Origin of the sequence: Actinoplanes sp. NBC_00393 (assembly GCF_036053395.1) — a bacterium.
In the GTDB taxonomy this organism is placed as follows: Bacteria; Actinomycetota; Actinomycetes; order Mycobacteriales; family Micromonosporaceae; genus Actinoplanes.
On sequence record NZ_CP107942.1, the window covers coordinates 4456614 to 4478489 of the forward strand.

Consider the following 21876-nt stretch of genomic DNA (forward strand, 5'->3'; position numbering starts at 1 on the left):
TGCCTCCCGCGCGCCGAAGCAGCAGTCCACGTCAGCCAGCATGCGGCGGCTGACGGCCAGCGCTGCCTCCCGCGCGCCGAAGCAGCAGTCCACGTCAGCCAGCATGCGGCGGCTGACGGCCAGCGCTGCTTCGCGCGGGTTTATGGAGCGGTGGCGGTCAGCCGGGTGGGCTGGGTCAGTGGGGGTCGTCGGTGGCGGCGGTGGAGCGGTGACGGGCCCGGATCAGCTCGATCACGGTTGCGGCGGTGCGGTCGAGATGGCTGCGCCCGTCGGGGAGCGTGGCGTCCGGGCTGATGTAGCTGCGCGGCCCCACATGGGTGGCCGGGTCGAGCAGGTGCACGCTGATCTTGCCGGCGCGGACGGCCTGGTTCCAGGGGCTGCGCGGCCACAGCCGCCAGCGCTGCGGGAAGATCCGGGCGCCGACGCGTTCGATCCAGTCGACGGTGCTGGTGAGCTGGTCGAGGTGCTCGGCGTGGGTGATGTCGTTGGCGCCGTTGTGGAAGCCGCCGAGGGTGATCAGCCAGATCGGGCAGCGCAGCTGCGTCCACAGTCCTTCAACCGCGCCGGTGGCCACCTGCGCGCCGCCGCTGTAGCTCAGCAGCACGACCGGGATGCCGCTGTCCGGCTGGTAGCCGGCGTTGCGCAGGTGGGCGGCGATCTGCGTGCCGACGGCCCGGTTGTAGAACGGGCGGTAGCGGTGGTCCGCGGCGATGAAGATCTGCATCACGTTGTGCAGGAACAGCATCAGCCCGATGTGGTGCCGCAGCCAGGCCCACACCGGGCGGTCGGCGAGCGGGTCGGCCAGCGGGGAGTACGGCAGGACCTGTCCCAGCACCCGCATCTCCGGCGCGCCGTCGATCAGGGCGACGACCAGCCGGCCGCCGTCCCGGGTGTCCCGGAACCGGCGTTTGCCGATGCCGTCCAGATAGACCAGATAGGCGGCGGGTGGGCGGTCCGGGTCGGCGCCACGGGCGTACGGCATGCCGGTGGGCAGATCGGTGCCCGGCGTCCGCCAGCCGGCGACATAGGACAGCACCTCGTAGCGGGCGAGCAGGGCCTCGGCGAGCAGGACCGGCCCAAGCCCGCCGAGCAGCAGCAACAACACGAACTCGATCATGCGAGGACCTCCGGTGCACGAGCCGCGGTGAGGCGGGCGACCAGGTGGCGCACGCCCGCGACGGCGACCGCCAGCCCGATACCGGCGACGGACACGCAGCCGGCCGCGGCCCACCAGCCGATCCCGGTGGACGCAGCGAGCGCCTCCGCGAGCCCGGCGCCGACGCCGATCAGGAGCAGCAGGTGCAGGAACGGCCCGAGCAGCGGAAACGCCAGGACCGCGGCGAGCAGCAGCGGGGCGACCAGGGCGGGCGTCCAGGCCGGCACGGGATCGTCGGTCTGCGCCAGCGGGATCGCCAGCACCCAGGCGGTCACCGGCCACAGCGCGAACACGGCCGCCTCGACCACGGCGCCACCCAGAACCAGACCCGCAGCCCGGGTACGGGTGACCCCCGCACCCCGCGCCACCACCGGCAGGACCCGCCCGAGCGCCTCGGACAGGCCCGCCAACAGCAGCAGAATCCCGACCGCCGGAGTCATGACAGGCGGCGTTCGAGTTCGTCGGCGGCCCGCCGCGCGCCGCCCGCCTGCCGTTGAGCCTGCCGCAGTCCGGCCGCCGCGGCCCGGAACACCGGCTCGTCGAGCAGCCGCTGGGCGCGAGCACGCACCGCGTCGACGCTGACGTCAGCGGGGTCGAGCGCGAGCCCGGCGCCGAGTGCGGCGACGCGGGAGGCCACCAGTGGCTGGTCGGCGCCCTGCGGGACGACCAGCATCGGGACTCCGGCGTACAGGGCTTCGTTGGCGCTGTTCATGCCACCGTGCGTGACGAACATGGCCGCCCGGGCCAGCACCTGCGGCTGGGGTGTGGAATGCAGGGCGAGCACGTTGCCCGGCAGCGGGCCGAGCGCGGCCGGATCGGTCGCCCCGGTGGAGATGACCACCGTGCCGCCCAGCGGGGCCAGCGCGGCGGCGAAGGTTCGCAGCACCTGCGGGTCGGCAGCGAACACGGTGCCCAGCGACGCGTACAGAACCGGGTCCTTCAACTGGTCGGCCGGGAACGACGGGTCGGCCGGGCGGGCGCCGATGCTGGGGCCGACGAACCGGTACGAGTCGTCGAAGTCCGCCGCGCCGAGCTGGAACTCCGGCGAGGTGAACACCAGGTTGAGCGGCTGGCGGATGTTGCCCAGGTCGAAGAAGGGCAGCTTGCCCGTACGGTAGCGCCGCGACAACTCCAGCCGCGCCCTCAGGAAAGCGGGTGTGGTGAGCAGTTCCCACGAGGCGCGGGTCGGGCTGGGAGTCCGCCGGTTGTAGGCGAAGGTGGTGAACGACGAAGCCGCCGGCACACCGAGCTGGGAGGCGGCGACCGAGCCCCACGGGCAGGCGGAGTCGTGCACGATCAGGTCGGGCCGGATGTCGCGCAGTTCGGCGAGCACAGTCGGCAGCAGGCTGAGCGCGGTCCGGGTGAGCCCGGTGATCAGCGTGGGCGGGGTCGGCGGGTCGGGCAGCGGCAGGTCACCGCCGGGGTACGGGTGGACCTTGGCGCCGGCGGCGGCGATCTCCGCGCTGAACGCCGGCGAGGTGTGGTACGTGACGGAGTGGCCGCGGCGGACGAGTTCGGCCACGACCGGCAGGGTCGGGTTGACGCGGCCGTGCATGCCGATGTTGAGGAAGGCGATGGTGCTCATCGGGTCACCCCTGTTCCGGTGGCGGTCAATGTGTGCGTCCGGTACAGGCCGGGTCCGTCGACCTGCAACCGGTCGATGAAGCTGCCGGCCGCCGCGGAGGAGGTGCGGATCAGCCGCTGTGAATGGCCGAAGTCCCACGGCGCGGGCCAGTCCCGTACGCCGTTCGGCAGCACCACCGTCGGGATCTGCTGGGACACCTCACGCAGGTCACGTTCGATCTGGTGGTGGAAGAGCATCATCCCGGCCCGCGACGCGATGGCTCCGGGACGCCGGGGCGGCATGATCGGCTGCAGCGGCCAGCTCTCCGGTCCGATCGACAGCACTACGACGCTGGCCGCCCCGGCGCGCAGCGCGGCCCGCACCGGGACGTAGGCGACCACCCCGCCGTCGACCAGCGTCCGGCCGTCGCGGACCACCGGCGGGAAGATCCCCGGGATGGCGGCGCTGGCCAGCAGCGCGGATTCCAGGTCACCGCGGTCGAGCAGCACCTCGGCGCCGGTGACCAGGTCCATGGCGACCGCGGTGAACGGGATCGGCAGCTGCTCGATCCGCGCCGGCAGCCCGGCCCGGGCGATCAGCCGCCGCAGCCCCCGGTCGGCGCAGAGGCTGACCCGGGTGGCGAGACGCCCGAGCGGGAACACGTCGTGGCGGCGCAACCTGGTCCACACCCGGTCCAGCCACGGCGCGGCGCTGTCGACGTGGGCGGCGGCGATGGCTCCGGTGAGGGCGCCCACCGACGTACCGAAGATCATGTCCGGCACGAATCCGCGCTGCTCCAGCGCGTACCCGACGCCGACGTGCGCTGATCCCAGCACTCCCCCGCCGCCCACCACCGCGGCGACCGGGCGGGGAAGAGCATCCAGGCCACTCATGGTCCACCTTCTTCCGTCACGGATCAGGCCTCCTACCGGGTAGACCGGACAGCTTTCGGATCCGTGACATCGGCGGCGGCTGTCACGTCCGGGGCCGGCGCGCGGTCACTCCAGCGGAACAACCTCGTCACCGAAACGGAGAAGACCATGACCAGGAGAAGAATCGCCGCCGTCCTGCTCGCCGCGGGACTGCTCGTCTCGCTGCAGCCCGGCCCGGCGCAGAGCGCCACGGCGAAGCCCACCGTCGTGCTCGTGCACGGCGCCTGGGCGGACGCCTCCAGCTGGAGCGAGGTGATACCGCGGCTCCATGCCGACGGCTACACCGTGGCCGCGGTCGCCAACCCACTGCGGTCGCTGTCCGGGGACGCCGCCTACGTGCGTGCCTACCTGGAGAGCCTGACCGGGCCGATCGTGCTGGTCGCGCACTCCTACGGCGGCGCCGTGATCACCAATGCGGCCACCGGCAACCCGAACGTCAAGGCGCTGGTCTACGTCAACGCCTTCGCGCCGGATCAGGGCGAGTCGGCGACGCAGCTGGCGGGGCCGGACTCGGCGCTGTCGGTCGACCCGACCACGGTGTTCGACTTCGTGCCCGCCACCCTGCCGCCCACCCCGGAGACCGACCTGTACCTGAAGAAGTCGACCGTGTTCGCGTCGTTCGCGACCGGCCTGAACGCCAAGGACAAGGCGCTCGTCGCGGCCACTCAGCGGCCGGCCACGCTGGGCGCCCTGAACGAGCCGTCCGGCGTCGCGGCCTGGCGCAGCATCCCGTCCTGGTACCTGCTCGGCACCAAGGACAAGATCATCCCGGCGAGCGCGCAGCGGGCCATGGCTCAGCGGGCCGGTTCGGCCGTCACCGAGTACCCGGCCGGGCACCTCGGCCTGCTGTCGGATGCCAGGACCGTCGCCCAGGGCATCGAACGGGCCGCGCGCGGTAAGCGCTAACCGGTCTCGGACGGGCGCAGTTGCCTGCGCGAGGTGATCCCCAGCTTGGTGAACACCTTGCGCAGGTGCCACTCCACGGTGTGCGGGCTGAGGAACAGCTGGGCGCCGATCTCGGCGTTCGTCAGCCCGCTGCCGGCCAGCCGGGCGATGTGCGCCTCCTGCACGGTCAGCGCATCGCTGGCCCGGGTGGCGCGCGGAGCGACCGAGTCGCCGGCGGCGGCCAGCTCGCGGCGGGCCCGTTCGGCGAACGCGTCGGCGCCACCCGCGGTGAGCATGTCGAAAGCGGTACGCAGATGAACGCGTGCATCCCTGCGCCGGTTCTCCCGCCGCAGCCACTCGCCGTACAGCAGATGGGTGCGGGCCAGCTCCAGGCGCAGCCGGGTCCGGCCGAGGTGCTCGATCGCCGTACGGTAGCGGGCGTCCGCAGTCACACCGGTGCCCAGCAGCGCCTCCGCGCGGGCCTGCACCCCGAGCGCCCAGTCGGTCGCGCTGGCCCGGGTGCGTTCGGCGAGCCGTTCGTACGCGCCGAGCGCGGTCTCGCGCTGGTCACTGCGCACCGCCGCCTCGATCAGCTCCTGCAGCGCCCAGTAGACGACGCCGGACTCGATCGGATGCGCGGACGCCATCCGGGCCGCCGGCACCGCCTCCGGATAGCGGCCGAGCCCGTTGAGCAGCAACGCCTGCGCCCAGTGCGTCACCATGATCCCGCTGTCCTCGCCGCGGGCCTCGACGTCGCGGCGGCTCGCCTCGATCAGCGGCAGCGCGGCCGCCTCGTCGCCGTGCCAGGCCAGCAGCGTCAGCGCACCGTACGGCGCCAGGGCCACGCCGGTCGCCTCCTCGATCGCCTGGATCTCGGCGACCGACGACGCGGCGGCCGCCCGGTCACCGGCCAGCATCTGCACCACGACCAGCGAGTTGAGGGTGAGCGGCAGGGTGCTGAGGTCGCCGAGAGAGCGCGAGACGCGTACATGTTGGGCACTCAGATCCGCCCAGCTCTCGTCGTCGAACATGATGGCGGCGTTCATGGCCGCCAGCCACAGCCATGGTTGGTCCTGGGCCGCGGGCGTGTCGCGGGCGTGAAACGCCCGCAGCGCCTCGCGGGTCAGCGGCGCCGCCGCCCGGTACCCGTCGGTGAACAGCACCGCGAGGCAGTCCAGCAGCGCGTCGCCGGGCCGGTACGCCACCGGCTGCGGCCCGGCCCGCACCGTCCGGGCCACCTCGGCGACCCCGGAGCCGTCGGCCAGCCCGCCCGCGAGGATGGCCGCGCCCATCGCGTCGCGGTACGTGTCGCGGGCCAGCGCGGCGTCCAGCGGTTCGAACCGGCGCCCGGCGTCGAGCAGCAACCGCGGCGCGGCCATGTCGTGCCCGGAGGCGAAGGCGATCTGTGCCCGGATCAGGTTGATCCGGGCCTGGTGCAGCTCGTCGGCCGGTCCCTCCTCGGCGGTGAGCAGCAGTTTCAGCGCGATCTCGAAGGCGCCGCAGCGCAGCTGGGCCTCGGCGGCGGCCAGGGCGCGCACCCCACGTGTCGCCGGGTCGGGGGTCAGCTCGGTGGCGCACCGCAGAAACTCCGCGACCGCCGCCACCCCGCCGCGGCGCTGGGCCCGGTCCGCCGAGTTGATCAGGTCGGCGGCGACGTCCTCGTCGGTGTCGGCCGTTGCGTGCGCCCGGTGCCAGGCCCGCCGGTCCGGGTCGACGGCCGGGTCGGTCGCCTCGGCGAGGACACGATGGACGTCCTGCCGGTCGGCCGGGGTCGCCGCCCGGTAGACCGCCGTGCGCACCAGCGGGTGCCGGAAGCGCACCCGCGAGCCCAGCTCGATCAGCCCGGCTGTCTCGGCCGGCGCCGCGGCACTCATCGGAAGACCCAGCAGCCGAGTCGCCCGGCGCAGCAGCGCGGCGTCCCCGAGCGGCTCGGCCGCGGCGATGAGCAGCACCTTGCGGGTCGGCTCCGGCAGCGACTGCAGGCGCTGGGCGAAACTGCGTTCGATCTTGCCGGCCAGCGGCTGGGCGTCCGGCCGGCCGAAGCCGCCGGCCATCTCCGCCGCGGTCAGCCCTCGCGGCAGCTCCAGCAGGGCGAGGGGGTTGCCGCGGGTCTCCGCGACGATGCGGTCCCGCACTTGTACGTCGAGACGGCCGGGCACCGCCGACTCCAGCAGCGCGCGGGCGTCGTCGTCGATCAGCCCGCCGACCCGCAGCTCCGGCAACCCTCGCCAGGCCGGGCCGGCCGCCGACTCGCGGATCGAGAACACCACGCCGACCCGTTCGGCGAGCAGGCGGCGCGCGACGAAGGTCAGCGTCTGCGCCGACGTCTGGTCCAGCCACTGGGCGTCGTCGATCAGACAGAGCAGCGGCCGGTCCTCCGACACGACCGCCAGCAGGTTCAGCACGGCCACCCCGACCAGGAACCGATTGGGCGGGGTCCCCGAGCGGTAGCCGAACGCGACGGCCAGCGCGTCGTTCTGCGGCTCCGCGAGGCGGTCCCGCAGGTGCAGCATCGGCGCGCACAGCTGGTGCAGCCCGGCGAACGGGAGCTCCATCTCCGACTCGACACCGGCGGCCCGGGCGACCCGGAAGCCCGTGGAACGGTTACGGATGTAATCGAGCAAAGCCGACTTTCCGACGCCCGGATCACCGCGGATCAGCAAGGATCGTCCCTGGCCGGAGCGCACCTCGGCGGCCACTCGATCCAGGACCGCACACTCGGCACGCCGGCCACGGAACGCGCGCGCCGCAGCACCGCTCGTCATGGCTCTACCCCCGCATCCGAGGCTAGAGCGGTCGATCGGTTCGCGATAGGGCGTCGGTCACGAACGTACGTCGGCGGCCAGCAGCTCCTCCAACTCGTCGAGGTCACCGGTCTGCGCGGCGGCCAGGAAGGTCCGCACCAGCCGGCGATGGGTGACGGCGTCCACCGGCCGGCGGCGGCTGCCGCCCATCGCGGCGTGCGCGCGCCGGACCAGCTGCCGGGCATGATCGATGCCGATCTGCAGGACCTCGGAGATCCGCCGGTACGGGTAGTCGAACGCCCGCCGCAGCAGGTAACTGCCCCGTTCCGTCGCCGTCAGCCGTTCCAGCATCAACCGGATCGCCGCGTCCACCGCCTCCTGACGTTCGGCCGCCATCTCCGGGCCGACGCCCCGGTCCACCGTCTCCGGCAGCCACGGGCCGACCGGGGTCTCGTGCCGCCGGCGGGCGGACACCGCAACGTTGATCGCCAGCCGCGACGCGGTCACCGCCAGGAAAGCCGGCGGACTCAGCACATCGGAGCGATCAGCCCGCTCCCACCGCAGCCAGGCGTCCTGCACCACGTCCTCGGCGTCACCCACGTCACCGAGGACGCGCAACGCTACCGCGTACAGCCGCGGCCGCGCCGCGGCGAACACCGCATTGTCGTCTCTCCAGCCCTCCAGCACACTCCCGGTCACGGCAGCCCCCACTCCGTCCCAAGCGACTGCGAGCACCATCGCCTGCCGGACCCGTGCACCGAACCCTTGGCAGCCCGTGGACCACCCCGTGGTCCCGGTGGTACCGGCATGTACCGCCACCCGCGGACCGCCGGGTTACCGTCCGGGCATGACGCCACGACTGAGCGGGGACCCCGGCATCGGGGCGCGCATCCAGGCCCGCCGCCTGCTGCGCGGTTGGAGCATCCGGTACGCGGCCAGCCGCGCCGGCCTCTCGCACGCCACCTGGAGCCGGATCGAGCGTGGCCGGCAGGCCGCCGACAACCGGTTCACCCTCGCCGACATCGCCGCCGCGCTGGACTGCGCACCGGCGGAGCTGACCGGGGTGCCGGTGCCGGCCGGTGACCGCGACCTGGTCGCCGCGCATGCCGACGTGCACGCCGTACGGCAGGCGCTGGTCGACATCGACCTGAGCGAACCGGGCGAACATCCGGCCACGCCGGTGGCCGAACTGACCCGCACGGCCGCCCTGGTCGACTCGCTGCGCCAGGCCTGCGACTACGCCGGCGCCGCACGCCTGCTGCCGGACCTGTTGCGGGGCCTGCACGCCGAGACCGCCGGGCCGGACCGCGAGGTCGCGCTGCGGCTGCTCTGCGACGTCACCTTCATCGCCTCATCGGTGCTGCGCAACCTGGGCCGCCCGGCCGACGCCTGGCTGGGCGCCGAACGCTGCCGCGACGCCGCCGAAGCCACCGGCGACCCGGTGCTCGCCGGGTACGCCGCCTACGCGCGCGCCACCGCGGCCACCGCCTGCGGCTCCTACCAGCGTGGACTCACCCTGGCCGAACGCGCGGTGGACGAGTTGCACGGCCACCTCGCTCAGCCCGGCGCGGCCGAGATGCTCGGCTCGCTGCAGCTGGTCTGTGCGCTGGGCAGCCGTGGTCGCCGGCGCCTGGACGACAGCCGCTCCTGGCTGGCCGAGGCCGCCGACCTGGCCGGGCGCACCGGCGAGACCACCACGATGGGCCTGTACTTCGGGCCGACCAACGTCGCCTTCTGGCAGATCGGCATCGAGGTGGACGGCGGCGACCCCGGCCGGGCCGCGCAGATCGCCCGCGACACCGACCCGGCGGCCCTGCCGGTCGGCTTCCGGCAGGTGTTCTACTTCGCCGACACCGCCCGTGCCCTGGCCCGGTTGCGGGGCCGCGACCGGGAGGCGATCCGCTTCCTGCTCGCCGCGGAACGACTGGCGCCGCAGCACCTGCACACCTCCGCGATGGCCCGGGAGACCACCCGCGCCCTGCTGGACCGCTCGATCCGGCAGGCCGGTGGCGCCGAGCTGCGGGGCCTGGCCGAACGTCTGCAGGTGGCGGCCTGAGTCAGCCGATCGGGGTCTGGAGCAGCACGATGCGGTCGTAGCGCACGACCAGCACCCGGCCGTCGTCGGCGACCGCCAGCAGGGCGTCGCGGGCCTCGCCCTCGTACACGTCCAGCGGCGAGCTCACGCAGTCGAAACCGGTGCACCGCCACACGGTCTGCCGCCAATGCTGCGCCGCCTCGCCGACACTCACCCGGAAACCCGAGTCCGGCGCGCTGGGCTGGGCACCCGCGACGTACACCTGTTGCCCGACCGTGGCCAGCCCGCCCGGCTGCGCCGCGACATCGGTGCTGATCAGCGCCGAGTCGGCGCCGTCGTAGAGCTGGCCGGCCCGGAACGCGACGGTCCGGTCCCCGACGGTCTCCCACACGGCGTCCGGTGGGGCAGCCTCCTGGGTGGCCCGCTGCGGCTTCGCGCAGGTCCCCGGCTCGCAGCTGAACCGGTAGACCGACCAGCCGATCCAGAACGACGCCACCGGGCGCCCGTCGGCGCCGATCGACAGCCGGGCACGCCGGCCGTCCTGGTAGCCGTCCTCCGGGGTCCGGTCGGCGATCCCGAGCTCGTGGCGCTGTGGGGCAGCGCAGCCGAACTGCGCGCACCGGATCAGCGAGAACCGGTATCTGCCGTGTTCACCGCCCTGGACCGGCGCGGCCACGAAGATCCACAGGGCGCCGTCCGGCGCGGCGGCGCCGGCGACCTCCACCCGGGCCTCCTGGTCCAGCTTCTCCCTCGCGCTCGCGCGCACCGGCAACCACGCTTCCCGGCAACCGGAGCGTACGCACGTCGCATAGTGCACGAACGGCCCGCCGTTGTCGGGGCCACCGGTCACCGCGGTCTTCACCACGGTGCCGTCCGCGCCGATCCCCGCCGTGGCGTAGCCGCCGAACGCGGACGGGCCACCGTTGACGTCGGTGAACGACTCGCACAGGTCGTCGTCGCAGAACCAGACGCCGGCATCGGTGACGATCACCGGATGCTGCCCGGCCGGCCAGGCCACCGCGACCGGGCCGCTCGGCCGGCCGTCGTTGGTGCGCACCGACGGCACCTGATGAGGGTTCACCACGACCAGGGAAATCGAAATCCCGACGGCCACCGTGATCAGGACGGCGCCGGGCCACAGCCGGGCCGGCCGCGACGGCATTGTTTCCGGTACGAGCGGACGCACCGCCACGCCGACCTGCGCGGCCAGCGCCACGAGTATCACCACCGCCTGGAGCAGAGCCTCGACGTACGGAACCCGGCCCAGCACGCTGCTGAGCAGCAGCGGAACCACGATGCCGCCCAGCACGAACGAGCCCGCCTCGACCCAGGTCGGCATCCGGTCGGCGGCACCGGCCACCCGGGTCAGCCCGGTGAGCAGGATCAGCGCCGACATGAGCGCTCCGGCGGCCAGCACCCCGAACACGACGGCCACGCCGAACCAGCCGGTCGCCAGCCCGGCGACCGCCCACAACGCCACGAACAGGCCCACCCCGGCCGCCAGCAGCCCGATCACGAAGACCGGCAGATAGGTCGCCGCGCGCCGGAAAGCACCGATCGTGCCCCGGCCACCGGTGAGCGCCGCTGTTCCGGCGGTCAGCCCGAGCAGCCACAACAGCACCGCCGTCGCCAGCTTCGCCCAGGCCAGCACGTCCGCCTCGCCGGGCCGGACGATCCCGTCCACGATGACCAGCCGGTCCGCGCCCAGCAGCAGATCCAGCAGCGCGGTCGCCAGCAGCAGCACGGCCACCACCGGAAGCAGCACCGCGAACAGCGGCCGCCGGTCCCGCCAGGCGACCGCGTAGCCCAGGACCACGTTGCCGAGCAGCCCCGGGGGCGGTGAGGAAGACATCAGGCCAGGATAGGGCTTTGATGATCTTGCCGTGACCCCGTCAGCGGTCCGTCCGGTCAGCCGATCGGCTGGTTCGGGGCACCCGCCGGGCGACGGACCGAACCCGTCCACCGGTGACTGCCCGCCGAAGGCCGCCCACGGAAAAGTCGTGGGCATGGCAGTCATCGAGGTCAACGACCTGCACAAGCGCTACGGAGACACCGTCGCTGTCGACGACGTCTCGCTCGCCGTCGAAGAGGGCGAGATCTTCGGCATCCTGGGCCCGAACGGGGCCGGCAAGACCACGACCGTCGAGTGCATCGCCGGACTGCGGGCCCCGGACCGCGGCCGGATCACCGTCCTCGGGCTCGACCCGCAACGCGACCGGGCCGAGCTGACCCGGCAGGTCGGCGTCCAGCTGCAGCTCAGCCACCTGCCCGAACGGCTGCAGGTCGCCGAGGCCCTGGAGCTGTACAGCTCCTTCTACCCCGGCCCGGCCGACTGGCGCACTCTGATGGACGCCCTGGACCTCACGGCCAAGGCCAAGACCCGGTACGACAAGTTGTCCGGCGGCCAGAAGCAGCGGCTCTCGATCGCGCTGGCCCTGGTCGGCAACCCGAGGATCGCCATCCTCGACGAGCTCACCACCGGCCTGGACCCGCAGGCCCGGCGCGACACCTGGGAGCTGATCGAGCAGGTCCGCCGCGGCGGCACCACGATCGTGCTGGTCACCCACTTCATGGAGGAGGCCGAGCGGCTGTGTGACCGGCTGGCGCTGATCACCGGCGGGCGGGTCGCCACCGTCGACACCCCGGCCGGTCTGATCGAGCAGGCCCGCGCCGGGCAGCGGATCCAGTTCCGCCCGTCGCGGCCCTTCGACGACGCGCTGCTGACCGACCTGCCCGACGTCATCCGGGTGAGCCGGCGCGACGACCTGGTCATCGTCGACGGCACCGACGACGCCATCACCGCCGTCGTCATGGTGCTCGCCCAGCACCAGATCACCGCCCGCAGACTGCGGGTGGAGCAGGCCAGCCTCGAGGACGCGTTCGTCGCGCTCACCGGAAAGGAACTCCAATGACCACGACCTGGCGGCTCATCAGGATCGAGACCGTGCTCTCCGTACGCGACAAGGTGGGCCCCCTCTGGGGCGTCTGCTTCCCGCTGGTCCTGCTGGTCATCCTCGGCAGCGTCCCGTCCATGCGCGAACCCCAGGCCGTCAACGGCGGGGTGTCCACCTTCGAGCTGTACGTGCCGGTCCTGGTCCTGTTCAACCTGGCCACGCTGGCGCTGATTGCCCTGCCGAACGTGCTCGCCGGCTACCGGGAGAGCGGGGTGCTGCGCCGCATGCAGACCACACCCGTCGGCCCGGCCCGGGTGCTCGGCGCCCAGCTCGCCGCCAACCTGGCCACCGCGGTCGTCGCCGCCGGGCTGTTCCTCGCCGTCGCCCGCCTGGCGTTCGGTGTCGGCCTGCCCGCCGCGCCGCTCAGCTTCCTCATCGCCTGGCTGCTGGTCGCCGCCGCGGTGATGTCCATCGGCCTGCTCCTCACCGCGCTGGCGCCCGGACGGGCACAGGCCACCGCCCTGGGCACGGTGCTGTACTTCCCGCTGATGTTCTGCGCCGGGCTGTGGATCCCGATCACCCAGATGCCGCCGCTGCTGCGCGACATCAGCCACCTCACCCCGCTCGGCGCCGGGATGCGGGCCTTCCAGGACGCCTACGCCGGTGACTTCCCGTCCGTCCAGCCGCTGCTGATCCTCACCGGCTACGCCGTGGTGAGCGCGCTGGCCGCCGTCCGCTGGTTCCGGTGGGCTTAGGGTGACGACTGTGGACACCGAGGTGAGCAGGGAGCTGCCGCGCCCGCCATGGGTGCTGGTGACCGTCGTGCCGTACGCGTTGCTCGCCCTGCTGACCGTTTTCGCGGTCGTCGACACGTACACCGAAGGCGGCCCTTGGCAGATCGACCTGGCCCTGTGTGCCTTGACCGCCTTGTGGATGCTGGCGATGTTCCCGCCGCGCCCCGGCCGGCTGAGCCGGCCGCCGGTGATGACCGTGCTGTTCCTCGGGCTCGTGCTGCTGAACGCCGTGCTCGTGCTGCGCCAGCCCACGTTCGGGTTCCTGACCACCGCCCCCTACATCTACGCCTTCGCCCTTCTGCCCTGGCCGTGGCGACTGCCGGCGGTCTCGGTCGTGGCGGTGGTCGCCGGGATCGCGCAGGTGTCCGGCGTGGCGAAGTCCGACGCGGCCGGCATCGCGATCACCGTGATCGTCATCGCGGTCAACATCGTCATCATGACCGGCATGGCGTGGGTGCTGCGCATCGAGGAACGCTCCCACGACGACCTGAGCCGGGCGAACCGCCTGCTGGAAGCCTCCCTCGCGGAGAACAACGCGTTGCAGACCCGGCTGCTCGCCCAGGCGCGGGAGGCCGGCATCCTCGAGGAACGCCAGCGGATGGCCCGCGAGATCCACGACACCGTGGCGCAGGGCCTGACCGGCATCATCACCCAGCTGCAGGCCGCCGAGCAGCGGCATGAGGTGCCCGAGCCGTGGCGCCGGCCGTTCGAGGCGGTGAAGCAGCTGGCCCGCGACAGCCTCACCGAGGCGCGGCGCTCGGTCGACGCGCTCCGCCCCGCGATGCTGGAGACCGCCCGGCTCAGCGAGGCGCTCGGCGAGGCCGTCGACCACTGGTCCACGCTGCACGGTGTGCCGGTCCAGGTCACCACGACCGGCACGCCGCGGCCGCTGGCGCCGGAGGCGGAGTTCGCCCTGCTGCGGACCGCGCAGGAGGCGCTGGCCAACATCGCCAAGCACGCGAGCGCGACCCGCGTCGGGGTGACGCTGTCCTATCTGGAGCACGAGGTGGCGCTGGACGTGGTCGACGACGGCGCCGGCTTCGATCCGGCCGGCCCCGGCTCCGGCGGCTACGGCCTTACGATCATGCGGCAGCGGGTCGAAGCGCACTCCGGCACGCTGCAGATCGAGTCCGAACCCGGCGCCGGCACCGGCATCTCGGCCCGCGTCCCCCTGCTGCCCACCGGGAGTCACCGATGAGCGACCACGACATCCGGCTGCTGATCGCCGACGACCACCCGGTCGTGCGGGACGGGCTGAGCAGCATGTTCGCTTCAGCGCCCGGGTTCACGGTGGTCGGCGAGGCAGCCGACGGCGCCGAGGCGGTGCGGATGGCCGCCGCGCTGCACCCCGACGTGATCCTGATGGACCTGCGGATGCCCGGCACCGATGGGCTGACCGCGATCACCGAGCTGGCCCGCACCGGCAACCCGGCCCACGTGCTGGTGCTGACCACCTACGACAACGACGCGAACGTGCTGCCCGCGATCGAGGCCGGCGCCACCGGATACCTGCTGAAGGACTCGCCCCGTGAGGACCTGCTGCGCGGGGTGCGCGCGGCCGCGCGAGGCGAGTCCGTGCTGTCGCCGTCGGTCGCCGTGCGGCTGGTCAACCGGGTCCGCACCCCCGCGCCGCAGCTGCTCAGCCAGCGCGAACTCGAGGTCCTCGAACTGGTGGCGGCCGGCAACACCAACCGGGAGGCGGCGGCCCGGCTGTTCATCACCGAGGCGACGGTCAAGAGCCACCTGCTCAACATCTACGCCAAGCTGGGCGTCAGCGACCGGGCCGCCGCCGTGGCCGAGGGCTACAACCGGCGCCTGCTCATCCCCGACTCACGCTGAGATCCGCATCGGTTCAGTCGAAGATCCATCGCGTCGGTTGGACCTGGTCGGCGGTGGGGAACGCGTACGCCCGTACCGGCACCAGCTCGTAGACCTGATACGGCGGCCCGCCCGAGGTCGGGGCGCCGTAGTCGGCGTCGAGCTCGTCGCCGGCCACCACGGTGGGCCAGCTGAACACCTCCTGCATGGCCTTCGAAGCAAGCCCGAGCCGGTCGGCGCCGGTGACCCGGGTGACCGCGCCCTCGACGGTCAGGTGCACCTTGCCCAGGTCGACGCTGATCGTGGCGTGCGGGTGGCGGTTGAGGTGACGCGTCTTCGCGGCCGAACTCTTCGAGGCGATGAAGAACGACGACCCGCCCCAGGCGGCGAAGACCGGCCGCACATGCGGGCTGCTGTCGTCGTCGCGGACGATGCTGAGCCAGAACGGGCCCACCTCACCGCGGCGCAGGACCGCGCACACCTCGTCCCAGTCGGCGACCGGCAGCGGGCCCGTCCCGTCCGCCGGCTGAACCCCGCGGCCCCGGCGCGGGATGGCCTGGGCGGTCATCGCGCCACCCCCGCCGCCAGCCGCTGGAACTCCACGGACGCCCCGTTGAACAGGAAGTCGAACGACTGCGTCAGCGCGATCGCGGTGAGATCGCGGTGCGGGTCGTTGAACCACGTCGTGCCGTAGCCGCCGTCCCAGCCGTAGCGGCCGGGCGCGGAGATCTCGTCCGGGGTGACACTGACCGCCATGCCGTAGCCCCAGCCCATGCCGGCCAGCGGGAACTGGCCGGTGTCCGCGATCTGCTGCGGGGTCAGGTGGTTGGTCGTCAGCAGCCGGACCGACGCCGCGGACAGCAGGCGCCGGCCACGGTGCACACCCCGGTTGAGCAGGAACCGGCCGAACGCGTGGTAGTCGTCGAGAGTCGACGCCAGCCCCGCGGCCGCGGACGGGAAGGCCGGCGGCCGGGTCCAATCCTCCCGCGGCGAGCCGGGGGCCAGTTCCAGCTCGCCGGTCTGCGGGTTCGCGGCGTACAGGTCGGGCAGCCGCGCGGCCTGCGACCGCGGCAGCGAGAAACCGGTGTGCCGCATGCCGAGCGGCCGGAACAGCCGGGTACGCAGGAAGTCCTCCAACGGCCGGCCGGCTGCCCTGGCCAGCAGCACCCCGAGCACCAGCGCCCCGGTGTTGTACTGCCAGCGATCGCCGGGCTGGTACATCAAGGGCAGGGTGCCGAAGCGCCGGATCCACTCGTCCGGGCTCAGCGGCGTACGCGGATCCGGCTGATCCATCGCCAACTGCAGACCGGCGGCCGCGGTGATGATCGGGTACGGCGGCTGGAAGCTCGGCTCGAAGATGATGCCGTGCCCCATCCGGAAGGTCAGCAGGTCCTCGACCGTGATCGCGCGCCGCGCCGGCACCGTCTGGTCGAGCGGCCCGTCGATGCGGGTCAGCACCCGCCGCCCGGCCAGCTCGGGCAGCAGCCGGTCGACCGGCTCGTCCAGCGCCAGCTTCCCGTCCTCGACCAGCATCATCGCGGCGGCCGCGACAACCGGCTTGGTCAGCGACGCCAGCCGGAACGGCGTGCTGCGCCGCATCGGCGTGGCCCCGTCCAGCGTGGCCGCCCCGATCGTCTCGACGTGCACGCGGCCGCGGTGCGCGACGAGGTAGACGATGCCGGTCATCTCACCCCGCGCGACGCGGGCCGCCATCGCCCGGCGCAGCTCGGTGAGCCCGGACAGCCCGGCCGACGCCGGGCCCGGAGGAATCAACGCCGACGCACCCACCGCGCCGGCACCTGCCAACAGTGTTCGCCTTCGCATAGTCATGACAGTGCAGACCAGCCCAGCGCCGGAAACTCATCGCTATAGGGCGGCACCGAAACAATCAGCCACCTGATCCGCGATCGAGTCTGCGTCGCGATCGCCGTCCACCTCGATCACCGGGATGCCCTGAGCGCGGGCCTGGCGGGCGGCGTCCGCGGCGAGCAGGCGGTCGCGTTCCAGGCGGTTGCGCCGGGCCCGGTCCGGATCGGGCAGGTCGGCGCCGAACGCCACGGCGCGAGCGAGGGTGGCGGCCTGGTGCCGGCGCCAGTCATCGGTCGGGACGAGCACCACCATGCGCCGCGGATCGGCCACGGTCACGACCAGGTCGGGCCGCAGGTTCCACCCGTCGACCACGACCGGGCGTGCCGACACCAGGGCGCGCAGGTCGTCCAGCACCCAGGGGAACTGTTCGGCAACGTTGCCGACGGCCAGATCCGCCATCTCGCGCGGGGAGAGCTCGAGCCAGTACCGCGTCCAGTCGATCGGCGGCTCGCCACGCCGGACCCGTGCGGCGAAGCGCCGATCCTCGTAGGCCCGGGAATCCTGGTAATCGCAGTGCATGTGGGTCAGGCCGTGCCGGCCGGTGAGGATGGCCGCGACGGTGGTCTTGCCGGACCACTGCCCGCCACCGATCCAGAGCGCGTCACGAATGGTCCCGTCCGGAGTCCATCGCATGGCGTCAAGAATGCAGCGAATACCGGGTCTGCTGCCGCCACTCCAGGCCTCATCGGGATCCGGGCCGTCGCCGAACCCCGACGTCACCACCGACGTCGGCGGGCATCTGCGGGTCGGACACGGTAGGCAAGGTGAGCCCGCGCCTTCGCCCGAAGCTTTGCGGAGCCACCCTACGCTCACGACAAGTAGTTCTGCGACTTCAAGGAGTGAACAAATGCAGCCCGATCTTGAGGACCACACACTCACCCGGGCGTCAGCCCAATGAGGTTCCTTGAACAGATCCGGCGACAACGCCTTGCCGCAGTCGCGGCGAGCGGCATCCTCGCAGCGATGTTGTTGGCGCCCACGCTGCTTCTCTTGGTCGTCGACGGATGGGGCCCAAGACTTTCCGCACTGGCGGCCGCTTATCAGGTAGTGGCAGCGGTTGCCGCCGCAGGAGCGCTCGTGGTGGTGGCACTCGCCCTCTCGGCCCAGGGAAAACAGGCGGAGGCGGCGCAGCGTACCGCTATCCGCGCGAGCCAAATCGAGATTCTCTCGATCGCAATGAACGACCCCGCGACCTATCTTGTCTGCTTCGGCCTGAGCGACAATCCTGAGAACCGCACCCGCTTCAAGCGGCAGGCATACACGACGATGCTCCTGCGCCGGACGTTGGACCTGTATCGCATGAGGTGTATGGAAGAGAAGACCATCCGGGCGGAAATCCTGAGACCGCTGTTCTCCACCGGGTTCGGGCTGCAGTACTGGGAGCAGAATCGGACGCTCTGAGCCCCCGAAGAGGTCGGCAAACGCTTCGGTGAGCGCTTCGTCCAGGTGGTTGACGAGGAGTACGCCGCGGCACGAGCATCACAATCTGCCGCCACACCTGTGGGCGCGCCGACATAGCTAACGGCGCCACCCACTCGAACCCGCCTGCCCGGCGGCTACAAGCCCGCGGTTGAATGGCTTCACCCGGACTTCGGTACGTAGGTGAGGTCCATGGTGTCGGTCCGGCCGGACCACGTCAGGGTGAGACGCCAGCAGCCGGCCTGCGGCAGGTCGATGATCGACGGCCCGGGGCCGCCGGCCACGTTCTCGTCGGCGCGCACCTCGGTGCCGTCCAGCACGGCGCTGATCTTCAGGTCGGCGGGCGTGTCGACCGGCTGGCGGGACACCCACAGAATCTTGTTGCTGTGGTCCTCGGCCGGCGGGCTGGTCAGCGGCGCACCGAAGAGGATCGCGACGATCTCGCCCTGATCACCGAGGACATGCTTCGTCCCGCTGCCGTCCCAGCTGAAACCGGCCCGCGCCCACTCCGGCAGCGCCGCAGTGCTGACCGGCGACCCACAGGGCCGCGCCGGCGCCGGCGACGGAGACGGCGGACCGGACGGTTCGCTGGTCGCCGTGCAGCCGGCCAGCAGCAGGAGGGCGAAACCAACGGCGAGACGCTTCACATTCGTTTGACACCGCTCGCGCCGCCCGGGTTCCGCTCAAGGGACGTAGTCGTAGGTGAGGCCGAAGGAACCCCCGTCGACGGTCACGTCCACTGGGTTCACCAGGACGAGGGCGTAGCCGCCGATCCGTGGGCGCACACAGACCCGCATGCGGTCCTCGCCGACGGCCAGGTAGTAGCCCTTCATCCCCTTGCTGGCCCCGGCCATCGACGTCGCGCAGTCCGTGGGACGGTCCACGACCGCATCGACCCGGACGGCGGGTGAGGAGAACCAGAGCTGGCGGGAGGCACCGGTGGTAGCCCCGTCCTTCACGGCGATGTCGGCCACGTCCGCTTCATGAGTGACCCCGGCCTCGGTCGGCCCGAACGCGAACATGACCTCCGCCGCGAGGGTGTTGATCCCGGAGTAAGTGACCGCCGGTGTAGTGCCGCCCATCTGATGCAATCCCTCGACGAGGGGAAGCGCGGGAAAACTCAGCACACCGGCCAGCACCAGGGTGGCCGCGCTGCGCCAGGTCGCCCGGCTGATGCCGAGCGACGCCGGAGCTCCCGATGGTAGGGATTCCGGCAGATCGACCACACGCTTCAGCTGACGTACCTGCTTCTCCGCTGCCTGCACCTTGGAATCGGCTTTGCGCAGCTCGTCCGCGACCTTCTCCGTCTGCTGCGGTGGTGCGCCGAGCCGCCCCAGCATGGAGGTCAACTGGTCGGTCAGCTGCTGACGTTCCTGCCGGGCGCTGTCCAGTTCGGCCCGCAGCGCGGAAAGCTGGTCGCGAAGCTGTGCGTTCTCCGCCTCCGGGTCCCGCTGCAGGGTGGGCGCCACGAGGTTGCGGGCGAAGACGAAGTCGTCGGCGGTGTTCGTGGCTCGTCTGGTCGGCTCCGGCTTGGTCGCGCCGAGCAGGCGGGCGCGGACCTCCTGAAAGATCGGGCTGAGCCGCAGGTATTCGGGCTGTCCGGAGATCCCCTCGTGCAGCACCTCGACGAAGTTGCGGGTGAAGTAGGTCATCGGTTGCGGATCGTCGCCGGGCGTCTCGGCGTAGGCCACGCCGTGCGGACCGCTGGCCGCCATGATGTAGACGCCGTTGGCGACGGCGAGTTCCGCCAGGTCGGTCGATCCGGAAAGGGTGTGCGGGCTGGCGGCCATCCCGGAGTAGCAGCAGTCCAGGATCACGATCTTGATCCGGGCCGGGGAGCTGAGAAGGGCGTGGCGCACCGAGTCGTACATCAGGCTGGTCGCCCGAAGCCGGTAGTTGGAGGTCACGGATCGGCCCAGACACAGGCACAGTTGGAGACTCTCATCGAGCTGGCCGTGCCCGACGAAGTAGAAGAGGGCAACCTCGGTCGCCTCGCCGAAACGCTGCACCAGTTGGTCGGGCAGATCTCCCAGGACAGCCGGATCCGACACGGTCAGCACGTTGCTCGCCGGCCATCCGCAGATGTCGCTGGTCAACAGCTCGTGCATCTGCGTCAGGCTGTTGCGGGCCGCCGGCACCTCGGGGAGCCTAGGGTCCCGATAGGTCCAGGCGCCGACGAGTACGGCACGCGAGTCGTGAAGGGTCGGCCGGTTCATTCCTCGGCAAGGATGCCCCGGATGGCGAGCAACGTCATCACCTGTCCCGCTAACGGGTGAGCAGGCGGATCATGTTCCAGGAGAGGGCGGGGAGCGTGACCCTGCTGCGGCCGTCCTCGACGGTCACGGCGCCGACCTCGTGGGGGACCACGCGGTCCGGAGCATCGGCCGTGTTGACCGCGTCCGGGTCGGCGTCGGCGAGCGCCACATGCGAGCCGGCCACCAGGTCGGGGCAGGCGCGCAGGTCGAGGTCGAGGACAAGGTCCTGCCGCTGGTCGCGGTTGACGGCGAACACCGTTATGGCCGAGCCGTCGTGGACGGCGACGGCGTCGGCCACCGGGACGGTTCCGTACAGCGTTGTCTCGTACGCCGGCGCTTGAAGGTCGGTGTGCAGCACCGTGCCGCGGCCGTGCCGGGAGGTGAGCGCGAAAGGATGGAAGATGGTCTGCCGCCAGGCGGGGCCGCCCGGTTCGCAGCGGATCGGGGCGATCACGTTGACCAGCTGGGCCAGGCAGCCGATCTTGACCCGGTCGGCGTGCCGGAGCAGGGAGATCAGCAGGTTGCCGACCACGACGGCGTCGGCGACCGAGTACGTGTCCTCGATCAGGCGGGGCGCCTCGGCCCAGTCCAGATTGTCCTCGCCGGGGAAGCGGCTCTGGTACCAGACGTTCCACTCGTCGACGGCCAGGTTGATCCGCTTGGTGTGGCCGCCGACGGCGCGGACGTGGTCGCAGGTGGCCACCACGGCCTCGATGAAACGGTCCAGGTCGACGGCGCTGGCCAGGAAGCTGTCCCGGTCGTCGCCGAACTGCTCGTAGTACGTGTGCAGGGAGATGTAGTCGACCTGGGCGTACGTCTGGGTCAGCACCTCGGCCTCCCACGCGCCGAACGTCGGCATGCGCCGGTTCGAGCTGCCGCAGGCGGCGAGTTCGACGGTGGGATCGACCCGGCGCATCGCTTTGGTGGTCTCCGCGGCGAGCCGGCCGTACTCGGTGGCGGTCTTGTGGCCGATCTGCCACGGCCCGTCCATCTCGTTGCCCAGGCACCAGACGCGTACCCCGTACGGATCTGCTGATCCATTGGCCCGGCGCCGGTCGGACCAGGCCGTGCCGGACGGATGGTTGCAGTATTCGAGCAGGTTGCGGGCCGCGTCGACGCCGCGGGTGCCGAGGTTGACCGCCATCATCGGCTCGCTGCCGACCTCGCGCGCCCAGCGCAGGAAGTCGTCGACACCGACCTGGTTGGTCTCGATCGAACGCCACGCGAGATCCAGCCGCCGCGGCCGCGACGAGCGCGGCCCGATGCCGTCCTCCCAGGTGTAGCCGGAGACGAAGTTGCCACCCGGATACCGCAGGATCGGCACGCCCAGCTCACGCACCAGGCCGGCGACGTCGCGGCGGAACCCGGCATCGTCGGCCGCCGGGTGGCCGGGCTCGTAGATGCCGGTGTAGACGCAGCGGCCCATGTGCTCGACGAACGAGCCGAACAGCCGCGGATCAACCTCGGCGACGGTCACCCGGGGATCGAGGCTCAGGGCTGCACGCTGCATG

20 protein-coding genes are annotated in these 21876 nt (G+C 72.1%); 7 read left to right on the forward strand and 13 right to left on the reverse strand.

From position 1 onward, the window contains the following. Nucleotides 1-175: 175 nt before the first annotated feature. From OHA21_RS21005 to OHA21_RS21020, 4 genes are read right to left on the reverse strand one after another with little or no spacing between them, the layout of a single operon-like run. Entirely contained in the window at nt 176-1117 is a 942-nt protein-coding gene (locus OHA21_RS21005; RefSeq protein ID WP_328476089.1) for a hypothetical protein, read from the reverse strand. Beyond that, nucleotides 1114-1596, reverse strand: a complete 483-nt coding sequence (locus OHA21_RS21010) for a hypothetical protein (protein ID WP_328476091.1) — start codon at nt 1594-1596, stop codon at nt 1114-1116. The genes OHA21_RS21005 and OHA21_RS21010 overlap by 4 nt, the downstream gene beginning before the upstream one ends. Then, the gene (locus OHA21_RS21015) at nt 1593-2741 is read right to left on the reverse strand and encodes a macrolide family glycosyltransferase (protein ID WP_328476093.1); all 1149 of its coding nucleotides are present in this window, start codon (nt 2739-2741) and stop codon (nt 1593-1595) included. The genes OHA21_RS21010 and OHA21_RS21015 overlap by 4 nt, the downstream gene beginning before the upstream one ends. Next, nucleotides 2738-3613: a patatin-like phospholipase family protein gene (locus tag OHA21_RS21020; protein ID WP_328476095.1), complete on the reverse strand. Its 876-nt coding sequence runs from the start codon at nt 3611-3613 to the stop codon at nt 2738-2740. The genes OHA21_RS21015 and OHA21_RS21020 overlap by 4 nt, the downstream gene beginning before the upstream one ends. A gap of 147 nt (nt 3614-3760) precedes the next feature. Here OHA21_RS21020 and OHA21_RS21025 point away from each other — a divergent pair, with 147 nt between their 5' ends. Further along, on the forward strand, nt 3761-4558 hold the full coding sequence (locus tag OHA21_RS21025) for an alpha/beta hydrolase (protein WP_328476097.1): 798 nt from the start codon (nt 3761-3763) through the stop codon (nt 4556-4558). Here OHA21_RS21025 and OHA21_RS21030 read toward each other — a convergent pair. Next, on the reverse strand, nt 4555-7302 hold the full coding sequence (locus OHA21_RS21030) for a helix-turn-helix transcriptional regulator (RefSeq protein WP_328476099.1): 2748 nt from the start codon (nt 7300-7302) through the stop codon (nt 4555-4557). The two genes, OHA21_RS21025 and OHA21_RS21030, sit on opposite strands and share 4 nt — an antisense overlap. 57 nt (nt 7303-7359) lie before the next feature. Beyond that, a complete protein-coding gene (locus OHA21_RS21035) occupies nt 7360-7980 on the reverse strand; it encodes a sigma factor (RefSeq protein WP_328476101.1) in 621 nt (206 codons plus the stop codon). Between the two features lie 148 nt (nt 7981-8128). On the opposite strand from OHA21_RS21035, the gene OHA21_RS21040 reads away from it, so the two are divergent. Continuing rightward, entirely contained in the window at nt 8129-9337 is a 1209-nt protein-coding gene (locus OHA21_RS21040; RefSeq protein WP_328476103.1) for a helix-turn-helix domain-containing protein, read from the forward strand. A 1-nt stretch (nt 9338) separates the two neighbouring features. Here OHA21_RS21040 and OHA21_RS21045 read toward each other — a convergent pair whose 3' ends face one another. Continuing rightward, nucleotides 9339-11168 (reverse strand): hypothetical protein, encoded by a 1830-nt coding sequence (locus tag OHA21_RS21045; protein ID WP_328476105.1) that lies wholly within the window; start codon nt 11166-11168, stop codon nt 9339-9341. A 154-nt stretch (nt 11169-11322) separates the two neighbouring features. Here OHA21_RS21045 and OHA21_RS21050 point away from each other — a divergent pair, with 154 nt between their 5' ends. Genes OHA21_RS21050 through OHA21_RS21065 form a run of 4 tightly spaced genes read left to right on the forward strand, consistent with a single transcriptional unit; the run spans nt 11323 to nt 14843 of the window. Beyond that, nucleotides 11323-12228 (forward strand): ABC transporter ATP-binding protein, encoded by a 906-nt coding sequence (locus tag OHA21_RS21050; protein WP_328476107.1) that lies wholly within the window; start codon nt 11323-11325, stop codon nt 12226-12228. Then, on the forward strand, nt 12225-12965 hold the full coding sequence (locus tag OHA21_RS21055; protein ID WP_328476109.1) for an ABC transporter permease: 741 nt from the start codon (nt 12225-12227) through the stop codon (nt 12963-12965). The genes OHA21_RS21050 and OHA21_RS21055 overlap by 4 nt, the downstream gene beginning before the upstream one ends. 10 nt (nt 12966-12975) lie before the next feature. Next, the gene (locus OHA21_RS21060) at nt 12976-14202 is read left to right on the forward strand and encodes a sensor histidine kinase (protein ID WP_328476111.1); all 1227 of its coding nucleotides are present in this window, start codon (nt 12976-12978) and stop codon (nt 14200-14202) included. Continuing rightward, nucleotides 14199-14843: a response regulator transcription factor gene (locus tag OHA21_RS21065; RefSeq protein WP_328476113.1), complete on the forward strand. Its 645-nt coding sequence runs from the start codon at nt 14199-14201 to the stop codon at nt 14841-14843. Before OHA21_RS21060 ends, OHA21_RS21065 begins: the two co-directional genes overlap by 4 nt. Before the next feature lie 13 nt (nt 14844-14856). Here OHA21_RS21065 and OHA21_RS21070 read toward each other — a convergent pair whose 3' ends face one another. From OHA21_RS21070 to OHA21_RS21080, 3 genes are read right to left on the reverse strand one after another with little or no spacing between them, the layout of a single operon-like run. Continuing rightward, nucleotides 14857-15390: a pyridoxamine 5'-phosphate oxidase family protein gene (locus tag OHA21_RS21070; protein WP_328476115.1), complete on the reverse strand. Its 534-nt coding sequence runs from the start codon at nt 15388-15390 to the stop codon at nt 14857-14859. Continuing rightward, on the reverse strand, nt 15387-16646 hold the full coding sequence (locus tag OHA21_RS21075) for a serine hydrolase domain-containing protein (RefSeq protein WP_328476117.1): 1260 nt from the start codon (nt 16644-16646) through the stop codon (nt 15387-15389). The genes OHA21_RS21070 and OHA21_RS21075 overlap by 4 nt, the downstream gene beginning before the upstream one ends. A gap of 42 nt (nt 16647-16688) precedes the next feature. Continuing rightward, nucleotides 16689-17324 carry a hypothetical protein gene (locus OHA21_RS21080; protein ID WP_328476119.1) on the reverse strand — a complete coding sequence of 212 codons (636 nt, stop codon included), beginning with the start codon at nt 17322-17324 and terminating at the stop codon, nt 16689-16691. Between the two features lie 261 nt (nt 17325-17585). On the opposite strand from OHA21_RS21080, the gene OHA21_RS21085 reads away from it, so the two are divergent. Continuing rightward, on the forward strand, nt 17586-18092 hold the full coding sequence (locus OHA21_RS21085; RefSeq protein WP_328476121.1) for a DUF6082 family protein: 507 nt from the start codon (nt 17586-17588) through the stop codon (nt 18090-18092). A 179-nt stretch (nt 18093-18271) separates the two neighbouring features. Here OHA21_RS21085 and OHA21_RS21090 read toward each other — a convergent pair whose 3' ends face one another. The 3 genes from OHA21_RS21090 to arfA are packed head-to-tail and all read right to left on the reverse strand — an operon-like array spanning nt 18272 to nt 21875. Continuing rightward, nucleotides 18272-18757 (reverse strand): hypothetical protein, encoded by a 486-nt coding sequence (locus OHA21_RS21090; RefSeq protein WP_328476123.1) that lies wholly within the window; start codon nt 18755-18757, stop codon nt 18272-18274. A gap of 36 nt (nt 18758-18793) precedes the next feature. Then, the gene (locus OHA21_RS21095) at nt 18794-20326 is read right to left on the reverse strand and encodes a caspase, EACC1-associated type (protein ID WP_328476125.1); all 1533 of its coding nucleotides are present in this window, start codon (nt 20324-20326) and stop codon (nt 18794-18796) included. A gap of 49 nt (nt 20327-20375) precedes the next feature. After that, on the reverse strand, nt 20376-21875 hold the full coding sequence (arfA, locus tag OHA21_RS21100; RefSeq protein ID WP_328476127.1) for an arabinosylfuranosidase ArfA: 1500 nt from the start codon (nt 21873-21875) through the stop codon (nt 20376-20378). Nucleotide 21876 lies beyond the last annotated feature (1 nt).